The sequence below is a fragment of the Microbacterium sp. Beta genome (assembly GCF_005502545.1).
GTDB classification, from domain to species: domain Bacteria; phylum Actinomycetota; class Actinomycetes; order Actinomycetales; family Microbacteriaceae; genus Microbacterium; species Microbacterium oxydans.
Window position 1 is genome coordinate 151,018 of the sequence record NZ_SCOG01000003.1, and the last position, 17,763, is coordinate 168,780.

The 17,763-nt window shown below is 67.7% G+C and carries 16 protein-coding genes; 6 read left to right on the forward strand and 10 right to left on the reverse strand.

From position 1 onward, the window contains the following. The first annotated feature begins 1 nt into the window (after window position 1). From glgA to FFS56_RS04920, 3 genes are all read left to right on the forward strand, one after another. Window positions 2-1,186, forward strand: a complete 1,185-nt coding sequence (gene glgA / locus FFS56_RS04910; protein WP_127012136.1) for a glycogen synthase — start codon at window positions 2-4, stop codon at window positions 1,184-1,186. Between the two features lie 18 nt (window positions 1,187-1,204). Next, on the forward strand, window positions 1,205-1,990 hold the full coding sequence (locus tag FFS56_RS04915; protein ID WP_127012137.1) for an ABC transporter ATP-binding protein: 786 nt from the start codon (window positions 1,205-1,207) through the stop codon (window positions 1,988-1,990). A 91-nt stretch (window positions 1,991-2,081) separates the two neighbouring features. Further along, entirely contained in the window at window positions 2,082-2,339 is a 258-nt protein-coding gene (locus tag FFS56_RS04920) for a type B 50S ribosomal protein L31 (RefSeq protein ID WP_021200734.1), read from the forward strand. 68 nt (window positions 2,340-2,407) lie between these two features. On the opposite strand, the gene FFS56_RS04925 is transcribed toward FFS56_RS04920, so the two are convergent. From FFS56_RS04925 to FFS56_RS04935, 3 genes are read right to left on the reverse strand one after another with little or no spacing between them, the layout of a single operon-like run. After that, the gene (locus FFS56_RS04925; protein ID WP_233437409.1) at window positions 2,408-2,692 is read right to left on the reverse strand and encodes a hypothetical protein; all 285 of its coding nucleotides are present in this window, start codon (window positions 2,690-2,692) and stop codon (window positions 2,408-2,410) included. Between the two features lie 55 nt (window positions 2,693-2,747). Beyond that, window positions 2,748-3,995: an alpha/beta fold hydrolase gene (locus FFS56_RS04930; RefSeq protein WP_046749129.1), complete on the reverse strand. Its 1,248-nt coding sequence runs from the start codon at window positions 3,993-3,995 to the stop codon at window positions 2,748-2,750. Window positions 3,996-3,997: 2 nt separating this feature from the next. Then, on the reverse strand, window positions 3,998-6,001 hold the full coding sequence (locus FFS56_RS04935; protein WP_127012139.1) for a DUF262 domain-containing protein: 2,004 nt from the start codon (window positions 5,999-6,001) through the stop codon (window positions 3,998-4,000). 176 nt (window positions 6,002-6,177) lie between these two features. Between FFS56_RS04935 and FFS56_RS04940 the strand changes: the two genes are divergently transcribed. Then, entirely contained in the window at window positions 6,178-6,951 is a 774-nt protein-coding gene (locus FFS56_RS04940) for a hypothetical protein (protein WP_021200730.1), read from the forward strand. A gap of 192 nt (window positions 6,952-7,143) precedes the next feature. Further along, window positions 7,144-7,647, forward strand: a complete 504-nt coding sequence (locus FFS56_RS04945) for a DUF3145 domain-containing protein (protein ID WP_046749126.1) — start codon at window positions 7,144-7,146, stop codon at window positions 7,645-7,647. Window positions 7,648-7,785: 138 nt separating this feature from the next. Here FFS56_RS04945 and FFS56_RS04950 read toward each other — a convergent pair whose 3' ends face one another. Continuing rightward, complete coding sequence (locus tag FFS56_RS04950) at window positions 7,786-9,189, reverse strand: PLP-dependent aminotransferase family protein (protein WP_046749125.1); 1,404 nt, start codon at window positions 9,187-9,189, stop codon at window positions 7,786-7,788. Window positions 9,190-9,284: 95 nt separating this feature from the next. Between FFS56_RS04950 and FFS56_RS04955 the strand changes: the two genes are divergently transcribed. Next, window positions 9,285-9,950: a membrane protein gene (locus FFS56_RS04955; RefSeq protein ID WP_046749124.1), complete on the forward strand. Its 666-nt coding sequence runs from the start codon at window positions 9,285-9,287 to the stop codon at window positions 9,948-9,950. 141 nt (window positions 9,951-10,091) lie between these two features. Here FFS56_RS04955 and FFS56_RS04960 read toward each other — a convergent pair whose 3' ends face one another. The 6 genes from FFS56_RS04960 to aceE all read right to left on the reverse strand — a co-directional run bounded on the left by FFS56_RS04960 (window position 10,092) and on the right by aceE (window position 17,709). Then, window positions 10,092-11,330, reverse strand: coding sequence for a beta-ketoacyl-[acyl-carrier-protein] synthase family protein (locus tag FFS56_RS04960; RefSeq protein WP_046749123.1), 1,239 nt, complete (start codon window positions 11,328-11,330; stop codon window positions 10,092-10,094). 97 nt (window positions 11,331-11,427) lie between these two features. Beyond that, the gene (locus tag FFS56_RS04965) at window positions 11,428-11,676 is read right to left on the reverse strand and encodes an acyl carrier protein (RefSeq protein WP_017202249.1); all 249 of its coding nucleotides are present in this window, start codon (window positions 11,674-11,676) and stop codon (window positions 11,428-11,430) included. A gap of 68 nt (window positions 11,677-11,744) precedes the next feature. Beyond that, window positions 11,745-12,746: a beta-ketoacyl-ACP synthase III gene (locus tag FFS56_RS04970; protein ID WP_046749122.1), complete on the reverse strand. Its 1,002-nt coding sequence runs from the start codon at window positions 12,744-12,746 to the stop codon at window positions 11,745-11,747. After that, on the reverse strand, window positions 12,743-13,663 hold the full coding sequence (locus FFS56_RS04975; protein ID WP_058631872.1) for an ACP S-malonyltransferase: 921 nt from the start codon (window positions 13,661-13,663) through the stop codon (window positions 12,743-12,745). Before FFS56_RS04975 ends, FFS56_RS04970 begins: the two co-directional genes overlap by 4 nt. Before the next feature lie 91 nt (window positions 13,664-13,754). Continuing rightward, window positions 13,755-14,951 (reverse strand): PucR family transcriptional regulator, encoded by a 1,197-nt coding sequence (locus FFS56_RS04980; protein ID WP_045264837.1) that lies wholly within the window; start codon window positions 14,949-14,951, stop codon window positions 13,755-13,757. Between the two features lie 31 nt (window positions 14,952-14,982). Then, a complete protein-coding gene (aceE, locus tag FFS56_RS04985) occupies window positions 14,983-17,709 on the reverse strand; it encodes a pyruvate dehydrogenase (acetyl-transferring), homodimeric type (RefSeq protein ID WP_046749121.1) in 2,727 nt (908 codons plus the stop codon). Window positions 17,710-17,763: the final 54 nt, after the last annotated feature.

Sequence of the window (17,763 nt, forward strand, 5' to 3'; positions counted from 1 at the left end):
CATGCGAGTTGAAATGATCACGAAGGAGTACCCGCCGGAGGTCTACGGTGGTGCCGGCGTGCACGTCGCCGAGCTCGTGACAGCGCTCCGACGGCATCTCGACGTCCAGGTCCGCGCGTTCGGGTCACCGCGCGATGAGGCGGGTACCTTCGCCTATCGCACGCCGACGGAACTCGCCGGAGCCAACGCCGCGTTGCAGACGCTCGGCACGGATCTGGAGATCGTGTCGGCCATCGCCGACGCCGACATCGTGCACAGTCACACCTGGTACGCGAACTTCGCCGGTCACCTCGCCTCACAGCTGCACGGCATCCCTCACGTCCTGACGGCGCACAGCCTCGAGCCCCTTCGGCCGTGGAAGGCCGAGCAGCTGGGCGGTGGCTATGCGGTGTCGAGCGGGATCGAGCGACTGGCGTACGAGAACGCGGCCGCCGTGATCGCGGTGAGCGCCGGGATGCGCGACGACATCCTGCGCAGCTACCCGCAGGTGGACCCGGCGAGGGTGCGGGTGATCCACAACGGGATCGACGTCGACCGGTGGCGTCCGGTGCACGACGAAGCCCTCCTGCGATCGATCGGGATGGACGCCGCTCGTCCGTCCGTCGTCTTCGTCGGCCGCATCACGAGGCAGAAGGGGCTGCCGTATCTGCTGCAGGCGGCGCGGCTCCTCCCTCCCGAGGTGCAGCTCGTCCTCTGCGCGGGTGCTCCGGACACTCCGGAGATCATGGCCGAGGTCCAGGAGGGTGTGCGCCTGCTCCAGCAGGAGCGGGACGGCGTCATCTGGGTGGAGCGCATGCTTCCCCGCGACGAGCTCTCGGCGATCCTCACGGCCGCGACGACGTTCGTCTGCCCTTCCATCTACGAGCCGCTGGGGATCGTGAACCTCGAGGCGATGGCCTGTGGTGCGGCGGTCGTCGGGACGGCGACCGGCGGTATCCCCGAGGTCGTTGCCGACGGCGTGACCGGTCGCCTCGTGCCGATCGAGCAGGCGCAGGACGGAACGGGCACGCCGGTCGACCCGGAGCGCTATGTGGCCGACCTCGCAGCCGTGCTCACCGAGGTCGCGATGGACCCGGACCGCGCACGTACGTACGGCGAGGCCGGGCGCGAGAGGGCGCGCAACGAGTTCAGCTGGGCGGCGATCGCCGAGACGACGCGCGCGCTCTACGCGGAGCTGACCGCCTGAGCCGATAGGCTGGGGGGCATGCCGAGCGCTCTGGAATTCACCGACGTCGTCGTGCGCCGTGAGGGGCGCAACATCATCGATCACGTGGACTGGCGGGTCGACGACGACCAGCGATGGGTGATCCTGGGCCCGAACGGTGCGGGCAAGACGACCCTGCTCCAGCTGGCCGACACGCTCATGCATCCGACGGCCGGAACGGTGACAGTGCTGGGGGAGACCCTCGGCAGGACCGACGTGTTCGAGGTGCGACCGCGCATCGGCTTCGCGTCGTCGGCGATGGCCAAGCGCGTGCCGCGAGACGAGACCGTGCTCAACACCGTGCTCACCGCCGCATACTCCGTGCTCGGTCGCTGGAACGAGAACTACGAGGACATCGACGAGCGTCGCGCGCTCCGCGTCCTCGGTGACTGGCGTCTCGACCACCTCGCCGACCGGACGTTCGGTACGCTCAGCGACGGCGAGCAGAAGCGGGTCCAGATCGCGCGTGCCGTGATGACCGACCCCGAGCTCCTGCTGCTCGACGAGCCGACGGCTTCCCTCGACCTCGGCTCCCGTGAGGAGCTCCTCGCGCTCCTCAGCGGATACGCGTCGTCTCCGACCACGCCGGCCATGCTTATGGTGACGCACCACGTCGAGGAGATCCCGGTAGGGTTCACCCACGTGATGCTGATCCGTGACGGCTCCGTCGTCGCGGCGGGCCCGATCGTCGACACGCTCACAGCGGAGACGCTCACCGACACGTTCGGGATGCCGATCGTGCTCAGCAGCGACGACGGACGCTACGCCGCGCGCGCGGCGTCCTGATCAGGGTCTGATAGAATCGATCCTTGGTGCTCTCTGCACCGCAGACTTCCCTCGTCCCTGGCACAATCCAGGGCAGCAACTAAGGAATCCCATGAAGACTGACATTCACCCCGAGTACAAGGCTGTCGTGTTCCGCGACCTGGGTTCGGGCGAGACGTTCCTCACCCGTTCGACCGTCTCGAGCGACAAGACCATCGAGCTCGACGGCGTGGAGTACCCCGTCATCGACGTCGAGATCTCCTCGGCTTCGCACCCGTTCTACACGGGAAAGCAGCGCATCATGGACTCGGCCGGCCGCGTCGAGAAGTTCAACCAGCGCTTCAAGGGCTTCGGCGGCTCGTCCAAGTAACGACTGCCGCACGGAAGGCCCCATGCTCCTCGGAGCGTGGGGCCTTCTTCGTACTCAGATGCTCGTGCTCAGAAGTCGATGACGATAAGGCCGTCGTCGATAGAGCTCGGAGGATCGCCCGGAGAGGGCGCGGGGGCTGTGCGCTGCGTCTGGCGATCGCGCTCCTGTGCCGCCTCGTGCGCGGTGGGAGACCAAACGCTGTCGAACACGCCGACGAGGCCGCCGTTCGCGACACGCTCGTACTTCTTCTCCACCGGCTTGCGCGAGAACGTGTGCATCATTCCGAAGATCAGCAGGGCAGGACCCACGGCGAGGATGAAGACCACCGTCGTCCACGCCATCGCATCCTTCACGAGGACAGGATAGGCAGGTCGGCGAGAAAGGACATCCTCCTCTCGGCGGATGCCGTCAGCGGATGCGTCGGCCGTGGGCGAGGTCGATCAGGCGGGAGAGCACGGGGCCGGAACGCAGGCCGTTGTGCTCATGCTCGCTCGTCTGCCAGAGCTGTACCCCGGGCAGGAGCTTCGCCGTCTCGATCGAGAACTCGTACGGCACGTAGACATCGTTGACGTAGACCGCGGCCGCGCCGGTGGCCCCCGATGCGACGATCGCTGAGGCGTCATAGATCTGCGGCCACTCGAATTCTGCGAGCTCGAGGGCGACATCACGCCACGGCTGGAAGGCCGGCACCGACTCGGTCCACTCGCGGCGGATGTGCTCGCCCGTGAACAGCGTCGGGTCGTCGCGGAAGTCCGTGGGCTCGGTGCGCTCGGCCGACCACCGAGTGGCGTGACCGTCGGCGTAGCTCGACTCGTGGAAGGTGAAGTACAGCGGGTTGCGGCCGTCATAGGGCATCGCGTGCATCAGGTCGTATCGGAAGGCGTTGGAGGCGGGATCGCGCTCCAGGAGCGACCAGACGGTCTGCCATCCGTCGTCGGTGCCGAGTGCGGATCCCATCGACCGCAGGCGCGAGCGTGAGACGACCTCTCCGTCGGGGAGGACGATGTCGCCCGCGTCCGCGAGATCGACGAGCCTTCGCATCGCGTCGCGGTGCTCGGGGAAACGGCGGTAGTAGCGTTCGGAGGCATCCCGCATCTTGTCGTAGCAGAGAGCGTAGACATCGTCGGGGTGACGCCCCACCGCGCTGAGCCCGCCGGTGATGAAGACGTCGTCGAGGGATCCGGCATCGGTGGAGAGATACGCGAGGGTCGTGAAGCCACCGAAGGACTGTCCGAGCACGCTCCAGGTGGTGGCTCCCAGGTGCTCGCGCAGAGCCTCGCAGTCGCGCACGATCGCGTCGGCTCGCAGATGGGTCAGATGCTCGGCGACCGCTGCCGAACCGCGTTCGAGGTCGAGATCGCCGACCGGGGTCGAACGTCCGGTGCCTCTCTGGTCGAGAAGCACCAGACGGTAGTGGGCGAGCGCTTCGTCGAGCCAGGCAGGCGACGTCGAGGAGTGGAAGGGGCGCGGCGCTTCGTGGCCGGGTCCGCCCTGCAGGAACACCAGGTAGGGAAGGGCCTCACCGCCCTCGCGAGCGACCACGCGCGCAAAGACGTCGATGGTTCGATGGTCCGTGGGGTCGCCCCACACCAGCGGGACCGTGAGAGTGTGCTCTTCGACGGTGAGGTCCTGCAGCTTGCGCACGATGGTGCTCATGTTCACATCACATTCCCGATGTAGGAGTACTTGACGAAGACCTCCGAGGCGATGCCCGACTCCTCGAGCACACCCTGCACAGCGGTCATCATGTAGTTGGAATCCCAGCCCATGTAGAGGAAGTGCCCCTCGCCGAGCTCATCCCACTGACCCTTCCAGGCCATGTCCTGATAGATGGGCCCTCCGTGTGCGGCACAGTAGGCGAGGGCTGCGTCTGTCGTGTCGGTCCAGGCGCGGCGGAAGACGCGGTTGAAGAGGTACTTCACGTCCGGCACCTCCCAGCGCTCGCCTCGATACTCGACGTAGTCGAATTCCCGCTCCCATCCGGTCGGCCACCCGCGGCGGCGCACGGCATCCAGGATCGGGGTCAGTCCGTCGTCGTCGATCTCGGGGAGGGCGGGTCGCGCCCAGATGCGGATCAGGTCGGAGGTGAGCGCGACGGTGCGGCGTGTGATCGCTGCGGTGTTCCACGAGTCGACGTCGGCCAGCTCTCGCGTCGCCGGCACCGCGCTGCGTGCGTACGCGTCCGAGCGCTTGACAGGGAACGAGGCGCCGAACACGCGCTCAGCGAGGTGCTCCTCGAGCAGGGTGAGGTTGCCGAGGGTCGGGGCGAGCGCGCGATGGCTGTTCTGCTCGTCCTCGGAGTACTCGCTCCACTGGCGCGTACCGTCGCCGGACCACGCGTCGCCCGGCACGGTCGGGACGATGTGCTCGATGTCGTAGGCGTCGAGGTCTTCCACGCCTTCCAACCGTCCGAGCACGTAGGCAGGGTGGGGGAGTTCGCTGTACTTCAGCACCGCACTCACCCGCTCGTCCGACGGGGTGATGCGAGCGAACGCCCGCGCGAGCGCGTCCCTACCGTCACGGCGGGCCCGGCACAGTCTCGCGACGAGTCGTTCGGCCGGCAGGTTCACCAGCGCACGGCGCAGGTACAGGGCTTGCAGCCACTCCAGGGTCTCGATGAACTCGTCGCGGTCGATGACCCCGCGGATGTGGTCGCTGTACGCGCTCATCACGAGAGGGTACGAGGAACGACCGAAGGTGTTGACGTGACGCAGCTGCTGCGCGATCTCGGGGTCCTGCTCCTGCGACGGGTCGAGCAGGATGCCGTAGATCTCCGCGTAGTGTCGCCACTGCGCCGCGTGGGCCTGCAGGTGGGCGACGTCGACGCGGGGGAACGAGTGCCGGAAGGCGCTGTAGACCCCGTGTTCCCCGTTCGCGGCGACCTCGCGGCCGGTGATGAACACGAGGTAGTGCCGCCAGAAGGCGCCGATCGCCTCACCGGTGTGCCGTTCGATCGGCAGCCAGAAACGTGTCTCGACGTCGATCTGCTCGGCGTGACTGAGTCCCATGAGGATGTAGTTGTGGATGAGCTCGTGGTCACGCAGCGGTTCGCCTGTCGAGTTCAGGCTCTCGAAGATCTGCTGGGCGTTGGCGCGAGCGCCGAGGGTGATCGACACATGCTCGAGCTTCTGCAGCCCTCGCCAGATGGTGGGTACCTCGTCGACATGGATCTGACTGCGGAAGAAGGCGTAGTTGTCGTCGAAGCGGGACTCGCGATCGGCATCGCCGCGTCGATCCAACACGACCGATTCGTACAGGTCAGCCCAGGCGTCGTGCGGGCGCAGCTTCGTGCGACCGGGGGAGTCGGAGCGGACGAGCACGCGTTCGAGATCGGCCGCCAGTGAGGGGTCGGTGTCGCGGATGGAGTGATGCAGCGCAGCGACGAGCAGCATCAGCGTGGTGATGCGCTGCTGGCCGTCGATGAGGATGAGGTCGGCATCGGAGGAGACGTTGTCCTGCGCGGAGAGGATCGAACCGATGAAGTGACGGTGGGCGTCGTCTTCGCCTGCCACAGCGCGGATGTCGGAGAGCAGCCGCTCGCAGCCGCCGATGTCCCATCGGTACTGCCGCTGATACACGGGGACCACGATGGTGGTGCCGCCCGCCGCGAGCCACTCGATCGTGTTGACTGCTGTCGCCTCGACGTTGGTCGCGGTGCTCATGCTGGTGTCTCGTCCTCCCGTTGCGACGGGTGCCGAGGCCTGGCCGGGCGCCCCGATCAGTCTATTCGGTTATGCACGGTCGACCTCCGAGGGGCTCGCGGGGGACGCTGTTAGGCTTGCCTTATCAGGGCCTGTTAAAACGTGCTGGCCCCCGATGAAAGGAACATGACTCGATCATGGGATACATCAAGTCCGCTGCGCTCGAGGAAAAGGGATTCGTCGTCCTCGACAGCTACAACCAGGAGCTCGACCCCAAGGAGTGGCTCGACATCGAGTACAACGACTGGAAGTCGTCGGGCGACACCCGCTTCGCACCTCTCGCCAGCGCCTTCGGCGACATCGAGTGCAACGGGTTCTGGAACCACAAGCCGCCGCGCACCGACAAGGACGGCGTCTGGATCGACTCCCAGACCGAGAAGGCTCCGAACCTGACGCGTCGCGCTCAGGAGCCGGGTGCGAACGTTGGTCGGTGCCGCGTCATCGAGCTGCAGCCGACGCCCTACGGTGACTGCCTCTACAACCTCCACCAGGACGACAACAACCGCCTCAACCCCGATGGCACCGGCTGGGTCGTCCGTGGCTTCTTCAACCTCACGGACGACAAGGACAGCTACTTCGTCCTGCGTGAGAACCGCACCGACCCGAGCATCGAGTACCGTATCGCCCTCCCGGCCGGCGCTCAGCTCATCGTGGACACGCAGCGCCTGTGGCACGCGGCCACCCACAACGGCACCGAGCCCCGCTACTGCCTCATCACGTCGTGGACCTCGGGCCCCGAGCTCGACGCCTACATCGAGAAGTACCACGGCACCGACGACGTGCCCAACTACGAGGTCGACCAGGAGACGCTCGAGTTCGGGTATGCCGAGCAGGCCCGCAAGGATGCTGCTCGCGCGGCCTACTACGCCGCGAAGGGCCAGCAGGTCAAGCAGGCCATGAGCGAGGCGTGAGCATCTCCACGGTGGGTCGCTGAGCCCGTCGAAGCGCCCGAGGGCCCCGGTCTACGGACCGGGGCCCTCGTCGTGGAACCACATGCTTGTGATTTGCGGGGATCTCGGCGAGAATGGGCGCACAACCGCATATTCTCGCCACTTCGTGGTTCAGGTCGTTGGGGAAGACGCACCTGATGAAACGGAGAGATCATGGCGACGGCTTACGCACGCGGAGTGGTGTTCATCCACTCTGCGCCTCGCGCGCTCTGCCCGCACCTCGAATGGGCGGTGGGTCGCGCTATCGGGCGTGCGGTGAACTTCGACTGGACCGAGCAGCCCGTGCTCGAGGGTGCCCGACGGGCGGAGTTCTACTGGGACGGCCCCGTCGGTACCGGCGCGGCTCTCGCGACCTCCATCCGTGGGTGGGAGCACCTTCGCTTCGAGGTGACCGAGGACCCCACGCCGCGCAGCGACGGCGGCCGGTGGCTGCATACGCCCGACCTCGGTATCCACTATGCCCAGACCGACGCAGCCGGCAACATCGTGGTCGGCGAGGACCGCATCCGCTACGCGATGGAGATCGCGGCAGGGAGTGCCGTCGAGTTGCAGCGCGAACTCGACATCGCCCTGGGGTCGGCGTGGGATGAGGAACTGGAGCCCTTCCGTCATGCCAGCGACGACGCCAGAGTCGTCTGGCTCCATAAGGTCGGCTAGCCCGGCGCCACAGACCGGAACGGGGGAGGCGTGAGTATCGGATGCCGGTGAGTGATCCCGGACGCTGAGAAGACGTATCCCCGCTCCGCACGACGAGGACCCCGCCCCGGAAACGAGGCGGGGTCCTCGTCGTCCGTGTCAGATGACGGCCGCGTGCTGCAACGCACCGGACGCGGACGGGCTCCCGCCGCGCACGTCGTCCCAGGCCAGGGACAACCGCCGCATCGCCTCCGACATGCGCTCGGGGGGCAGCGTGATGGGGATGCGCAGTCGGCGTTCGAGCACTCCGCCCGTCGTGAAGCGGGGGCCGGGAGGAAGGACGAGCTGCCTTTCGCGGGCGGCGAGAGAGAGCGCGGTCGACAGCGGTGCGCCGATGTCGACCCAGGCGGAGAGTCCGCCGGGCGTATGTGGCATCCGGAACCCGGGGATGGCGGCCACCCCTTCCTCGACGGCGCTGCGTCCGGCGTGCAGACGTCGACGGACATGCGCTGTGAGCGCCGACATGTCGGCGAGGAGTTCGACGGCGATGCACTGTTCGAGCAGGGCCGTGCCGAGTTCGAAGGAGGGGCGCACGGCGAGCAGCCGCGCGATGACGGAGCACTCCGCACGGATCCAGCCGATGCGCATCCCGCCCCAGGCGATCTTCGACATCGATCCGACGGTGATCACATTGGGCCCGCCCGCGGCCATCGGAGTCGGTGACCATCCCCGGTCGATGTCGAGTTCGGTGGTCGTCTCGTCGACGATGAGGTGGGTACCCACGTTGCGGGCTGTGGTCGTGATCCGCGACCGCTCGTCATCGGGAAGCGTCGCTCCGGTCGGGTTGTGGAAGTCGGGGATGAGGTATGCGACATGCGGCCGGGCGCTGAGCAGCGTCTCGTTCAGGTGCCTGGCATCCCACCCGTCGGCATCCACGGGCGTCGGAACAAGCCGGTACCCGTGGCGGTGCAGGGCCTCCAGTGCGTGAGGGAAAGTCGGCTGCTCCACCAGCGCCTTCTCTCCGCGACGCCCGATCGCCGCGAGGATCAGATTGATCGCATTGAGCGCTCCGGAGGTGATGATGATCTCGTCGGCCGACGTCGGCGCGCCCCGATCGCGGAAGCGCTGAGCGACCGCCTCGCGCAGCTCGGGGAGTCCGCGGAGCGAGTACCCGCTGGTGCCGCGCAGCGCCGCGAGACGCGGCAGCGACCGCACGGTCGCGTCGTACAACCCCGGCGTCGAGTCCATCGACGCGATGGAGAGGTCGATCGACTCGTCGTCGGCCTCGGCTCCAGGAGCAGTATGTCCATTCGGGAGGGTGACGCGCGTGCTTCCCCCGTGCAGGCGCGAGACGTAGCCGTCCGATTCCAAGATGCCGTACGCGCGAGTGATCGTGGAGCGAGAACGGCGCAGCTCGAGCGCAAGGGCGCGCTCACTCGGGAGACGCTCGCCGACGGTGAGGCGGCCGTCGAGGATCAGCGCCCTGATCTGGTCTGCGAGCGCCGATGCCGTGGCGCCGGCGACGTTGTGCACCCCGAGCTGTTCGACGAGACGTGATCCCATATGTCCAGCATGACGCAAAGTGGACTGATCTACGCAGGCCACTTTGCGGTGAGTGGTATCGCTTCGGATGGGGGGACAGGGGCCAGAGTGGAGGGATGATCCTCCGTTCCGTGCTCCTCCCCGTGACCGCCACCAGTCGGCGTGACCTCATCGAGCGGTTCGTGCAGCTGCTCGTCGGTCTGTTCCTCTACGGCGTCGCGCTCGGGTTCATGGTGCGCGGTGGCATCGGAGTGGCACCGTGGGACGTGCTGGCACTCGGTCTCGCGGAGCAGACCGGGCTCGGATACGGCGTCATGACCGTGCTGGTCTCGATCGTCGTCCTCCTGCTCTGGATCCCGTTGCGCCAACGCGTGGGGCTGGGCACCGTGTTGAATGCCCTGCTCGTCGGTCCGAGTGCGGACCTCGCGCTCGCCCTGATCCCGCAGCCGTCCTCGGTATGGATCGGCGCTCCGATGTTCGTCTTCGGGCTGCTGCTGCTGGCCTTCGCGACCGGCCTCTACATCGCTGCCGACTTCGGCCCGGGCCCTCGTGACGGCCTGATGACGGGACTCGTTCGGCGAACAGGCTGGGCGGTATGGCTGGTGCGCACGTTGATCGAGGGGAGCGTGCTGCTCGTCGGCTTCCTCCTCGGAGGCCCCGTCGGAGTAGGAACCGTCCTCTTCGCCTTCGGCGTCGGTCCGTTGATCGGTTGGTTCCTCCCGCGCATCACCCGGATGCGCGAGACCCGTTCGCGAAAGCTCGGGAGCCTCCGCTCCGCCTGACGGCTCCGTGCGCATCTGCATGACCTGTGCACACGGGAATGACCGAGTACCGGTGGATACTCATGCATCCGTGTGATCCTCATGCATACGCGAAGTGCGGCCCTCGGAATCCCGAGGGCCGCTCTTCGTGTGCGTGGCGTATCAGTCGGCGCTGGCGAGAACGAGGACCGCGTTGTGTCCGCCGAAGCCGAAGGAGTTGCTGATCGCGATCTGCGGGCCGTCGCCGAGAGGCGTGGCTTCGCCCGAGAGACGGAACGGGACCGCGGGGTCCGGCTCCGTCATGTTGATCGTCGGAGGTGCGACGCGGTCGCGCAGGGCGAGGAGCGAGAAGATCGCCTCGAGCGCGCCGGTGCCGCCCAGCAGATGTCCGGTCGAAGCCTTCGTCGCGGAGACCGGGATCTCGTCGATCCGCTCGCCGAAGACCTTCTTGAGCGCGACGTACTCGTTCGGGTCGCCCACCGGCGTCGACGTCGCGTGCGCGTTGATGTGCGTGACCTGGTCGGCGGTGACGCCGGCCTCGTCGAGGGCCTGGGTCACGGCTCGTGCCGCACCGTTCCCCTCGGGGTCGTTCCCGGTGATGTGGTAGGCGTCGGCTGTGACTCCGCCGCCGAGCACATACCCGTAGATCTTGGCCCCGCGTGCCTTCGCGTGTTCCTCGGTCTCGAGGATGAGTGCGGCGGCGCCCTCACCCATGACGAACCCGTCGCGGTCGATCGCGCCGGGGCGGGAGGCATGGGCCGGGTCGTCGTTCCGGCGGGACAGCGCCTGCGCGGAGGCGAAGGAGGCCATCGTGATGGGGTGGATCGCCGACTCGGTGCCACCGGCGATCACGACGTCCGCGAGGCCATCCTGCAGGTGGTGGAGAGCGTGGATGATCGACTCGGTGCTGGAGGCGCAGGCGCTGACCACGGTCTGCGCGTAGGCACGTGCATGGAACTGCAGCGACAGGTTGCCCGCAGCGGCGTTCGGCATGAGCATCGGGACCGTGAGCGGCATCACCCGACGGGGACCCTTCTCGCGCAGGGTGTCCCATGCGTCGAGAAGCGTCCAGAGGCCGCCGATCCCGGTGGCGAAGTCGACGCCGAGCCGTTCGGGAGCCACCTCGGGGGAACCTGCGTCCTCCCAGGCTTCGCGCGCCGCGATCAACGCGAACTGCGACGAGGGGTCGAGGCGCTTGGCCTCATGCCGGGGGAGGACCTCTTCCGGGCGGACGATCGCCTCGGCGGCGAACGTGACGGGCAGCTCGTACTGCTGCACCCAGTCGTGTTCGAGCGTGCGGGTGCCGGACATGCCGGCAAGCAGGTTTGTCCAGTTCTCCGGGGCCGTGCCGCCGATGGCGGAGGTGGCGCCGATGCCGGTGACGACGATGCGCTTGGTCATGGGGTGTGGTTCCTTGTCGAAACGAAGTCGAACGGGTGAGAGGGCAGGTCGGAGGATGCCACTCCCCGCGAGGTGCGGGGGTGGCATCCTGCCGGGATTACTCCTGGCCCGCGACGATGAAGTTGACGGCGTCGCCGACGGTCTTGAGGTTCTTGACCTCGTCGTCGGGGATGGTGACGCCGAACTTCTCCTCGGCGTTGACGACGATCGTCATCATCGAGATGGAGTCGATGTCGAGGTCGTCCGTGAACGACTTCTCGAGGGCGACCTCGGAAGCGTTGATGCCGGTCTCGTCGGTGATGAGCTCTGCGAGGCCAGCGAGGACCTCGTCGTTGGTGAAAGCCATGTGGTCTTCCTCTTTCTTGCGGGTTGTTTTCGGAACCGTGGAACAGTCTAGGGAAAGTCAGCGCATTCTCAGGGAAGGACGACGACCTGTGCGGCGAACACGAGTCCCGCACCGAATCCGATCTGCAGCGCGAGTCCACCGGAAAGCTCGGGGTGCTCGGCCATCAGACGGTGGCTGGCCAGGGGGATGGACGCGGCCGAGGTGTTGCCCGTGGTCTCGATGTCGCGCGCGATGACCGTGGTCTCCGGCAGCTTCAGCTGCTTGGCGAACTCGTCGATGATCCGCATGTTGGCCTGGTGGGGGATGAAGGCGGCGATGTCGGCCGGCTCCACACCCGCCTTGTCCAGTGCCTCGCGCGCGACCTTCGCCATCTCCCAGACCGCCCAGCGGAAGACGGTGGGACCTTCCTGGCGCAGGGTCGGCCATGGAACCACGCCGTCGCGGAAGTCGGTGAGGGTGCCGTTCATTCCCACGGCGTCGGCCTTGGAACCGTCGGATCCCCAGACGGCGGGGGCGATGCCGGGCGTGTCGCTCGGACCGATCAGTGCGGCGCCCGCCCCGTCGCCGAGGAGGAACGAGATGCTGCGGTCGGTCGGGTCGACGACGTCGGAGAGCTTCTCTGTACCGATGACCAGCGCGTAGCGGGCGGCCCCGGCCTTGATCAGCGCATCGGCCTGGGCGATCGCGTAGGCGTATCCAGCGCAGGCGGCGTTGATGTCGTACGCGGCAGCGGGATTCGCTCCGACGCGGTCGGCGACGATCGCCGAGACCGAGGGGGTCTGCTTCGGGTTGCTGATCGTCGCCACGATCACCAGGTCGACCTGGTCTGCCGGAACACCCGACCTCTCGATCGCCTCGGCAGCCGCGGCGGTGGCCAGGTCGATCGCGTCCGTGCCCTTGTCGGCGCGAGCGCGCGTTACGATGCCGGTGCGCTGACGGATCCACTCGTCGCTGGAGTCGATCGGGCCGATCAGGTCCTCGTTGGGCACGGCGTTCTCACCGCGGGCGGCGCCGTACGAGTAGATGCGCGTGTACGCGGGACCCGTGAGCTGGGCGAGGGTGACGCTCATGCGGCTTCTCCGTTCAGCAGCGCGACTGCTGCATCGAGGTCTTCAGGGGTCTTCACGGCGACGGTGGGGACACCACGGAGGCCGCGCTTGGCGAGACCCACCAGAGCGCCGGCCGGTGCCAGTTCGATCACACCGGTGACGCCGGCTTCGGCGAACGACTGCATGCAGAGGTCCCATCGCACCGGCGACGACACCTGGTCGACGAGGAAGCTCAGCGCCTGCGGGCCGTCCGTGACGGCAGAGCCGTCGCGGTTGGTCCACAGGGTGATGTCGGGATCTGCCGGCGTGACGTCGGCGACGGCGTCACGGAGGGCTGTGACTGCGGAAGCCATGTACTGCGTGTGGAACGCTCCGGCGACCTGCAGCGGGACCACGCGGGTGCCCTTGAGCGGCTCCTCCGCGAGTGCGGCGAGTGCGGGGAGGGCGCCGGCGACGACGATCTGGCCGCCGCCGTTGTAGTTGGCGGGCGAGAGGTCGAGTTCGGTGAGGCGCGCGAGGAGAGCGTCTTCGTCGCCTCCGAGCACGGCGCTCATACCCGTCTGCTCCTGCGCCGCGGCATCAGCCATCGCCCGCCCGCGGATGCCCACGAGGCGCATACCGGTGTCGGCATCGATCACGTTGCTGCCGACGAGCGCGGCGATCTCACCGACCGAGTGACCGGCGATCCCGTCGGCGCGGCGTCCGGCTCGCTGCGTCAGTGCGTCACCGGCGATCAGCGACGCGGCGACGATCAGGGGCTGCGCGACGCGCGTGTCCCGGATCGTGTCGGCGTCCGACACCGTTCCGTGCTCGATCAGGTCGACCCCCGCGGCGTCCGAGTACACGGCGAGGCGGTCTGCCACTCCGTCGAGCTCGAGCCAGGGGGCGAGGAAACCGGGGGTCTGCGAGCCCTGTCCAGGGCATACGACGACAATCACCCACCCAGTCTGCCAACGATCGGGGCGAAGCGGTGGATGATCCATCACAAGATTCCGAAAAACCCTTGTGTGTGGCGTACAGAAAGCCGACTCAGCGCGGAGGGCGGCGAAGCGGTGCGCGTCGACGGACCTGGTCTGCGGCGCCGATCGAGCCGAGGATCAGCGCGGTCTGCAGGATGAGGGCCTCGCGGGGACCGGTGGCATCCCAGCCGATCACCTCGCTGACGCGCTTCAGGCGGTATCGCACGGTGTTGGGATGCACGAAGAGCTCGCGTGCCGTGGCCTCGAGGGAGCGCCCGTTGTCGAGGTAGCTCCACAGCGTGGTGACCAGGTCGGTCGAGTGGGCCTGCAACGGGCGGAAGATGCGTTCGATGAGGGTCTGCTTGGCGAGCGGGTCGCCGGCGAGGGCGCGCTCGGGCAGCAGGTCGTCGGCTTCGACCGGGCGGGGAGCACCGCGCCATGCACGGGCGACCGCGAAACCGGCGAGAGCGGCACGGGCGCTCTGGCTCGCATCGACGAGTGCGGCGACCTCCGGTCCGAGCACGACATAGCCAGGACCGAACGAGGGCTCGAGGCGGGAGGCGATCTCCCGGAACCCGAGCTCTTCCTCTTCGCCGTCCTGCCCCTCGACGCGGGCGCGCCCCAGGACCAGCACGAGCCGGGAACCCTGCACACCGATGAGCACGTCGACCGCGAGCTTGCGTGCGGTGCGACGAACCAGGTCGACGTCGAACTGCGCGGGCGTGGTGCCCACGAGCACGGCCACCTCGCCATGACCATGCCATCCGAGTGCGGCGATCCGGCTCGGCAGCTCTTCGTCGGCTTCGCCGGTGAGGATCGAATCGACGACGAGGGCCTCCAGCCGGGCATCCCAGAGTCCGCGGGCTTCGGCGGCTCTGGCATACACATCAGCGGCGGCGAAGGCCACATCGCGGGAGTAGAGGAGGATCGCCTCCCGCAGATCGTCGCCTCGTCCGGCGACGCGTTCCTCCGTGACCTCGACCGTCACGCGGATGAGCTGCAGAGTCTGCTGGAGGCTCACGCTGCGCAACAGCTCGCGCGGGGCTGCCGCGAAGATGTCGGCGGCGATCCACGGCGTGGAGGTGGGGTCTTCATACCACTGGATGAACGAGGTGATGCCCGCCTGGGCCACCAGCCCGACCGCGGAGCGGCGGGCTGGTGGCATGTCGGCGTACCACGGGAGGGTGTCCTCCAGGCGTTTGATCGTCACCGAAGCGATGTCACCGGAGATCCGGCGCAGCCAGGTGAGTGTCGCGGCCTTGTCCATGCCGGAGGGAGAAGAACCTGTCACCGAGGGCTCAGCTTTCGCCGCCCGCGTTGCCGCTGGTCCCGGCGTTCACATCGTGCAGGCGGTACTTCTCGATCGCCTGGGCCGCGAGCGAACGGTCGACCTTGCCGTCCTCGGCGAGCGACTGCAGCGTGCGGACCACGATGGACGGGCCGTCGATCTTGAAGAAGCGCCGTGCGGCGGCACGGGTGTCGGAGAAGCCGAAGCCGTCGGCACCGAGAGTGGCGAAGCGGTTCGGGACCCACGGACGGATCTGGTCCTGCACGGCGTGCATGAAGTCGCTGACCGCGACGACCGGTCCCTCGGCACCCTGGAGCTTCTGAGTGAGGTACGCGGTGCGCGGCTCGGCCTCGGGGTGCAGGAAGTTGTGCTCGTCGGCGGCGAGGCCGTCGCGGCGCAGCTCGGTCCACGAGGTGACCGACCAGACATCGGCGATCACGCCCCAATCCTTCTTCAGCAGCTCCTGCGCTTCGAGGGCCCAGGGGAGTCCGACACCGGATGCGAACAGCTGTGCGCGGTGTCCCTCGCCCTCGCCGACGGAGACGCGGTGGATACCGCGGACGATGCCGTCGACGTCGACATCCTCCGGCTCGGCCGGCATCACGAGAGGCTCGTTGTAGAGCGTGATGTAGTACATCACGTTCGGGTCCTCGTGCTGGCCGCCGTACATCCGCTCGAGACCGGAGCGCACGATGTGCGCGATCTCGTAGCCGTAGGCCGGGTCGTACGAGATCGTCGCCGGGTTGGTGGCGGCGAGCAGGTGCGAGTGGCCGTCGGCGTGCTGAAGTCCCTCACCCGTGAGGGTGGTGCGACCGGCCGTGGCGCCCATGATGAACCCGCGGGCCATCTGGTCGCCGGCTGCCCACTGGGCGTCGCCCGTGCGCTGGAATCCGAACATCGAGTAGAAGATGTAGACCGGGATCAGCGGCTCGCCGTGCGTGGCATAGGACGTGCCCGCCGCGGTGAAGGCGGCGAGGGCGCCGGCCTCGTTGATGCCGACGTGCACGATCTGGCCCTGCGGGCTCTCCTTGTAGGCGAGGAGGAGCTCACGGTCGACCGAGGTGTAGTGCTGGCCGTTCGGGTTGTAGATCTTCGCCGACGGGAAGTAGGCGTCCATGCCGAACGTGCGCGCTTCGTCGGGGATGATCGGCACGATGCGGTGACCGAACTCCTTGGAGCGCAGCAGGTCCTTCAGCAGGCGGACGAACGCCATGGTCGTGGCGATCTCCTGCGTGCCGGAGCCCTTCTTGGGCAAGGCATATGCCGAGTCGTCCGGGAGGGAGAGCCCGACGTGGGTCGAGCGGCGCTCCGGGAGGAACCCGCCGAGCGCGTTGCGGCGCTCGAGCATGTACTGGATCGTCTCGTCCTGAGGCCCCGGGTTGTAGTACGGGGGCAGGTACGGGTTCTCTTCCAGCTGCGCATCCGTGATCGGGATGTGCATGGCGTCGCGGAACGTCTTGAGGTTGTCCAGCGTCATCTTCTTCATCTGGTGGGTCGCGTTGCGGCCCTCGAAGTGCGGTCCGAGGCCGTAGCCCTTGACGGTCTTCGCGAGGATGACGGTGGGCTTGCCCTTGTGCTCGGTCGCGGCCTTGAACGCGGCGTAGACCTTGCGGTAGTCGTGGCCACCGCGCTTGAGGTTCCAGATGTCGTCGTCGGAGTAGTCCTTGACGAGGGCCGCGGCCCGCTCGTCGCGGCCGAAGAAGTGCTCACGGATGTATGCGCCGGACTCGGCCTTGTACGTCTGGTAGTCGCCGTCGGGGGTGACGTTCATGAGGTTGAGCAGCGCACCCTCGGTGTCGCGGGCGAGCAGGTCGTCCCACTCGCGGCCCCAGACCACCTTGATGACGTTCCAGCCCGCGCCGCGGAAGAACGACTCGAGCTCCTGCACGATCTTGCCGTTGCCGCGCACGGGGCCGTCGAGGCGCTGCAGGTTGCAGTTGACGATGAAGGTGAGGTTGTCCAGTCCCTCGTTGGCTGCGACCTGCAGCTGTCCGCGGCTCTCGACCTCGTCCATCTCGCCGTCGCCCAGGAACGCCCAGACGTGCGACTGGGACGTGTCCTTGATGCCGCGGTTCTCGAGGTACTTGTTCGACATCGCCTGGTAGATGGCGTTGATCGGACCGAGGCCCATCGACACCGTCGGGAACTGCCAGTACTCCGGCATCAGGCGCGGGTGCGGGTAGGACGGGATGCCGTTCGGCGCGTGCGACTTCTCCTGGCGGAAGCCGTCGAGCTGGTCCTCGGTGAGGCGCCCCTCGAGGAAGGAGCGGGCGTAGGTGCCGGGTGAGGCGTGGCCCTGGATGAAGATCTGGTCGGCGCCACCGGGGTGGTCGGCGCCCTTGAAGAAGTGGTTGAAGCCCACTTCATACAGCGCCGCGGAGGACGCGTACGTCGAGATGTGACCACCGACCCCGATGCCGGGGCGCTGGGCGCGGTGCACCGTGATGGCCGCGTTCCAGCGGATCCAGGCGCGGTACCGGCGCTCGACCTCCTCGTCGCCAGGGAACTCGGGCTCGTTCTCCGGCGCGATGGTGTTGATGTAGTCGGTGGTCGGGACCATCGGCACGCCCAGGTGCAGCTCCTTGGAGCGCTTGAGGAGGCTGAGCATGATCTCGCGGCCACGTCCGTGGCCCTTGGCGTCAACCAGCTCATCGAGCGACTGCTGCCATTCGCCCGTCTCTTCCGGGTCGCTGTCCTGGGGACCCTGGGAGTACGGATCCTGGTCGTGCACGGTCACGGGGGAACCTTTCGTCAAGCTGGCAGGTCATGCCAAGGAAACGGGAAGCGACAC

What these genes read in the sequence shown, in the direction of transcription:
- FFS56_RS04930 (WP_046749129.1), bottom strand. Translation starts at nt 3,995, where the DNA reads ATGAGCACCATCGTGCGCAAGCTGCAGGACCTCACCGTCGAAGAGCAC.
- FFS56_RS04950 (WP_046749125.1), bottom strand. Translation starts at nt 9,189, where the DNA reads ATGGGATCACGTCTCGTCGAACAGCTCGGGGTGCACAACGTCGCCGGC.
- FFS56_RS04955 (WP_046749124.1), top strand. Translation starts at nt 9,285, where the DNA reads ATGATCCTCCGTTCCGTGCTCCTCCCCGTGACCGCCACCAGTCGGCGT.
- glgA (WP_127012136.1), top strand. Translation starts at nt 2, where the DNA reads ATGCGAGTTGAAATGATCACGAAGGAGTACCCGCCGGAGGTCTACGGT.
- FFS56_RS04915 (WP_127012137.1), top strand. Translation starts at nt 1,205, where the DNA reads ATGCCGAGCGCTCTGGAATTCACCGACGTCGTCGTGCGCCGTGAGGGG.
- FFS56_RS04935 (WP_127012139.1), bottom strand. Translation starts at nt 6,001, where the DNA reads ATGAGCACCGCGACCAACGTCGAGGCGACAGCAGTCAACACGATCGAG.
- FFS56_RS04920 (WP_021200734.1), top strand. Translation starts at nt 2,082, where the DNA reads ATGAAGACTGACATTCACCCCGAGTACAAGGCTGTCGTGTTCCGCGAC.
- FFS56_RS04965 (WP_017202249.1), bottom strand. Translation starts at nt 11,676, where the DNA reads ATGGCTTTCACCAACGACGAGGTCCTCGCTGGCCTCGCAGAGCTCATC.
- FFS56_RS04960 (WP_046749123.1), bottom strand. Translation starts at nt 11,330, where the DNA reads ATGACCAAGCGCATCGTCGTCACCGGCATCGGCGCCACCTCCGCCATC.
- FFS56_RS04945 (WP_046749126.1), top strand. Translation starts at nt 7,144, where the DNA reads ATGGCGACGGCTTACGCACGCGGAGTGGTGTTCATCCACTCTGCGCCT.
- FFS56_RS04970 (WP_046749122.1), bottom strand. Translation starts at nt 12,746, where the DNA reads ATGAGCGTCACCCTCGCCCAGCTCACGGGTCCCGCGTACACGCGCATC.
- FFS56_RS04980 (WP_045264837.1), bottom strand. Translation starts at nt 14,951, where the DNA reads ATGGACAAGGCCGCGACACTCACCTGGCTGCGCCGGATCTCCGGTGAC.
- FFS56_RS04940 (WP_021200730.1), top strand. Translation starts at nt 6,178, where the DNA reads ATGGGATACATCAAGTCCGCTGCGCTCGAGGAAAAGGGATTCGTCGTC.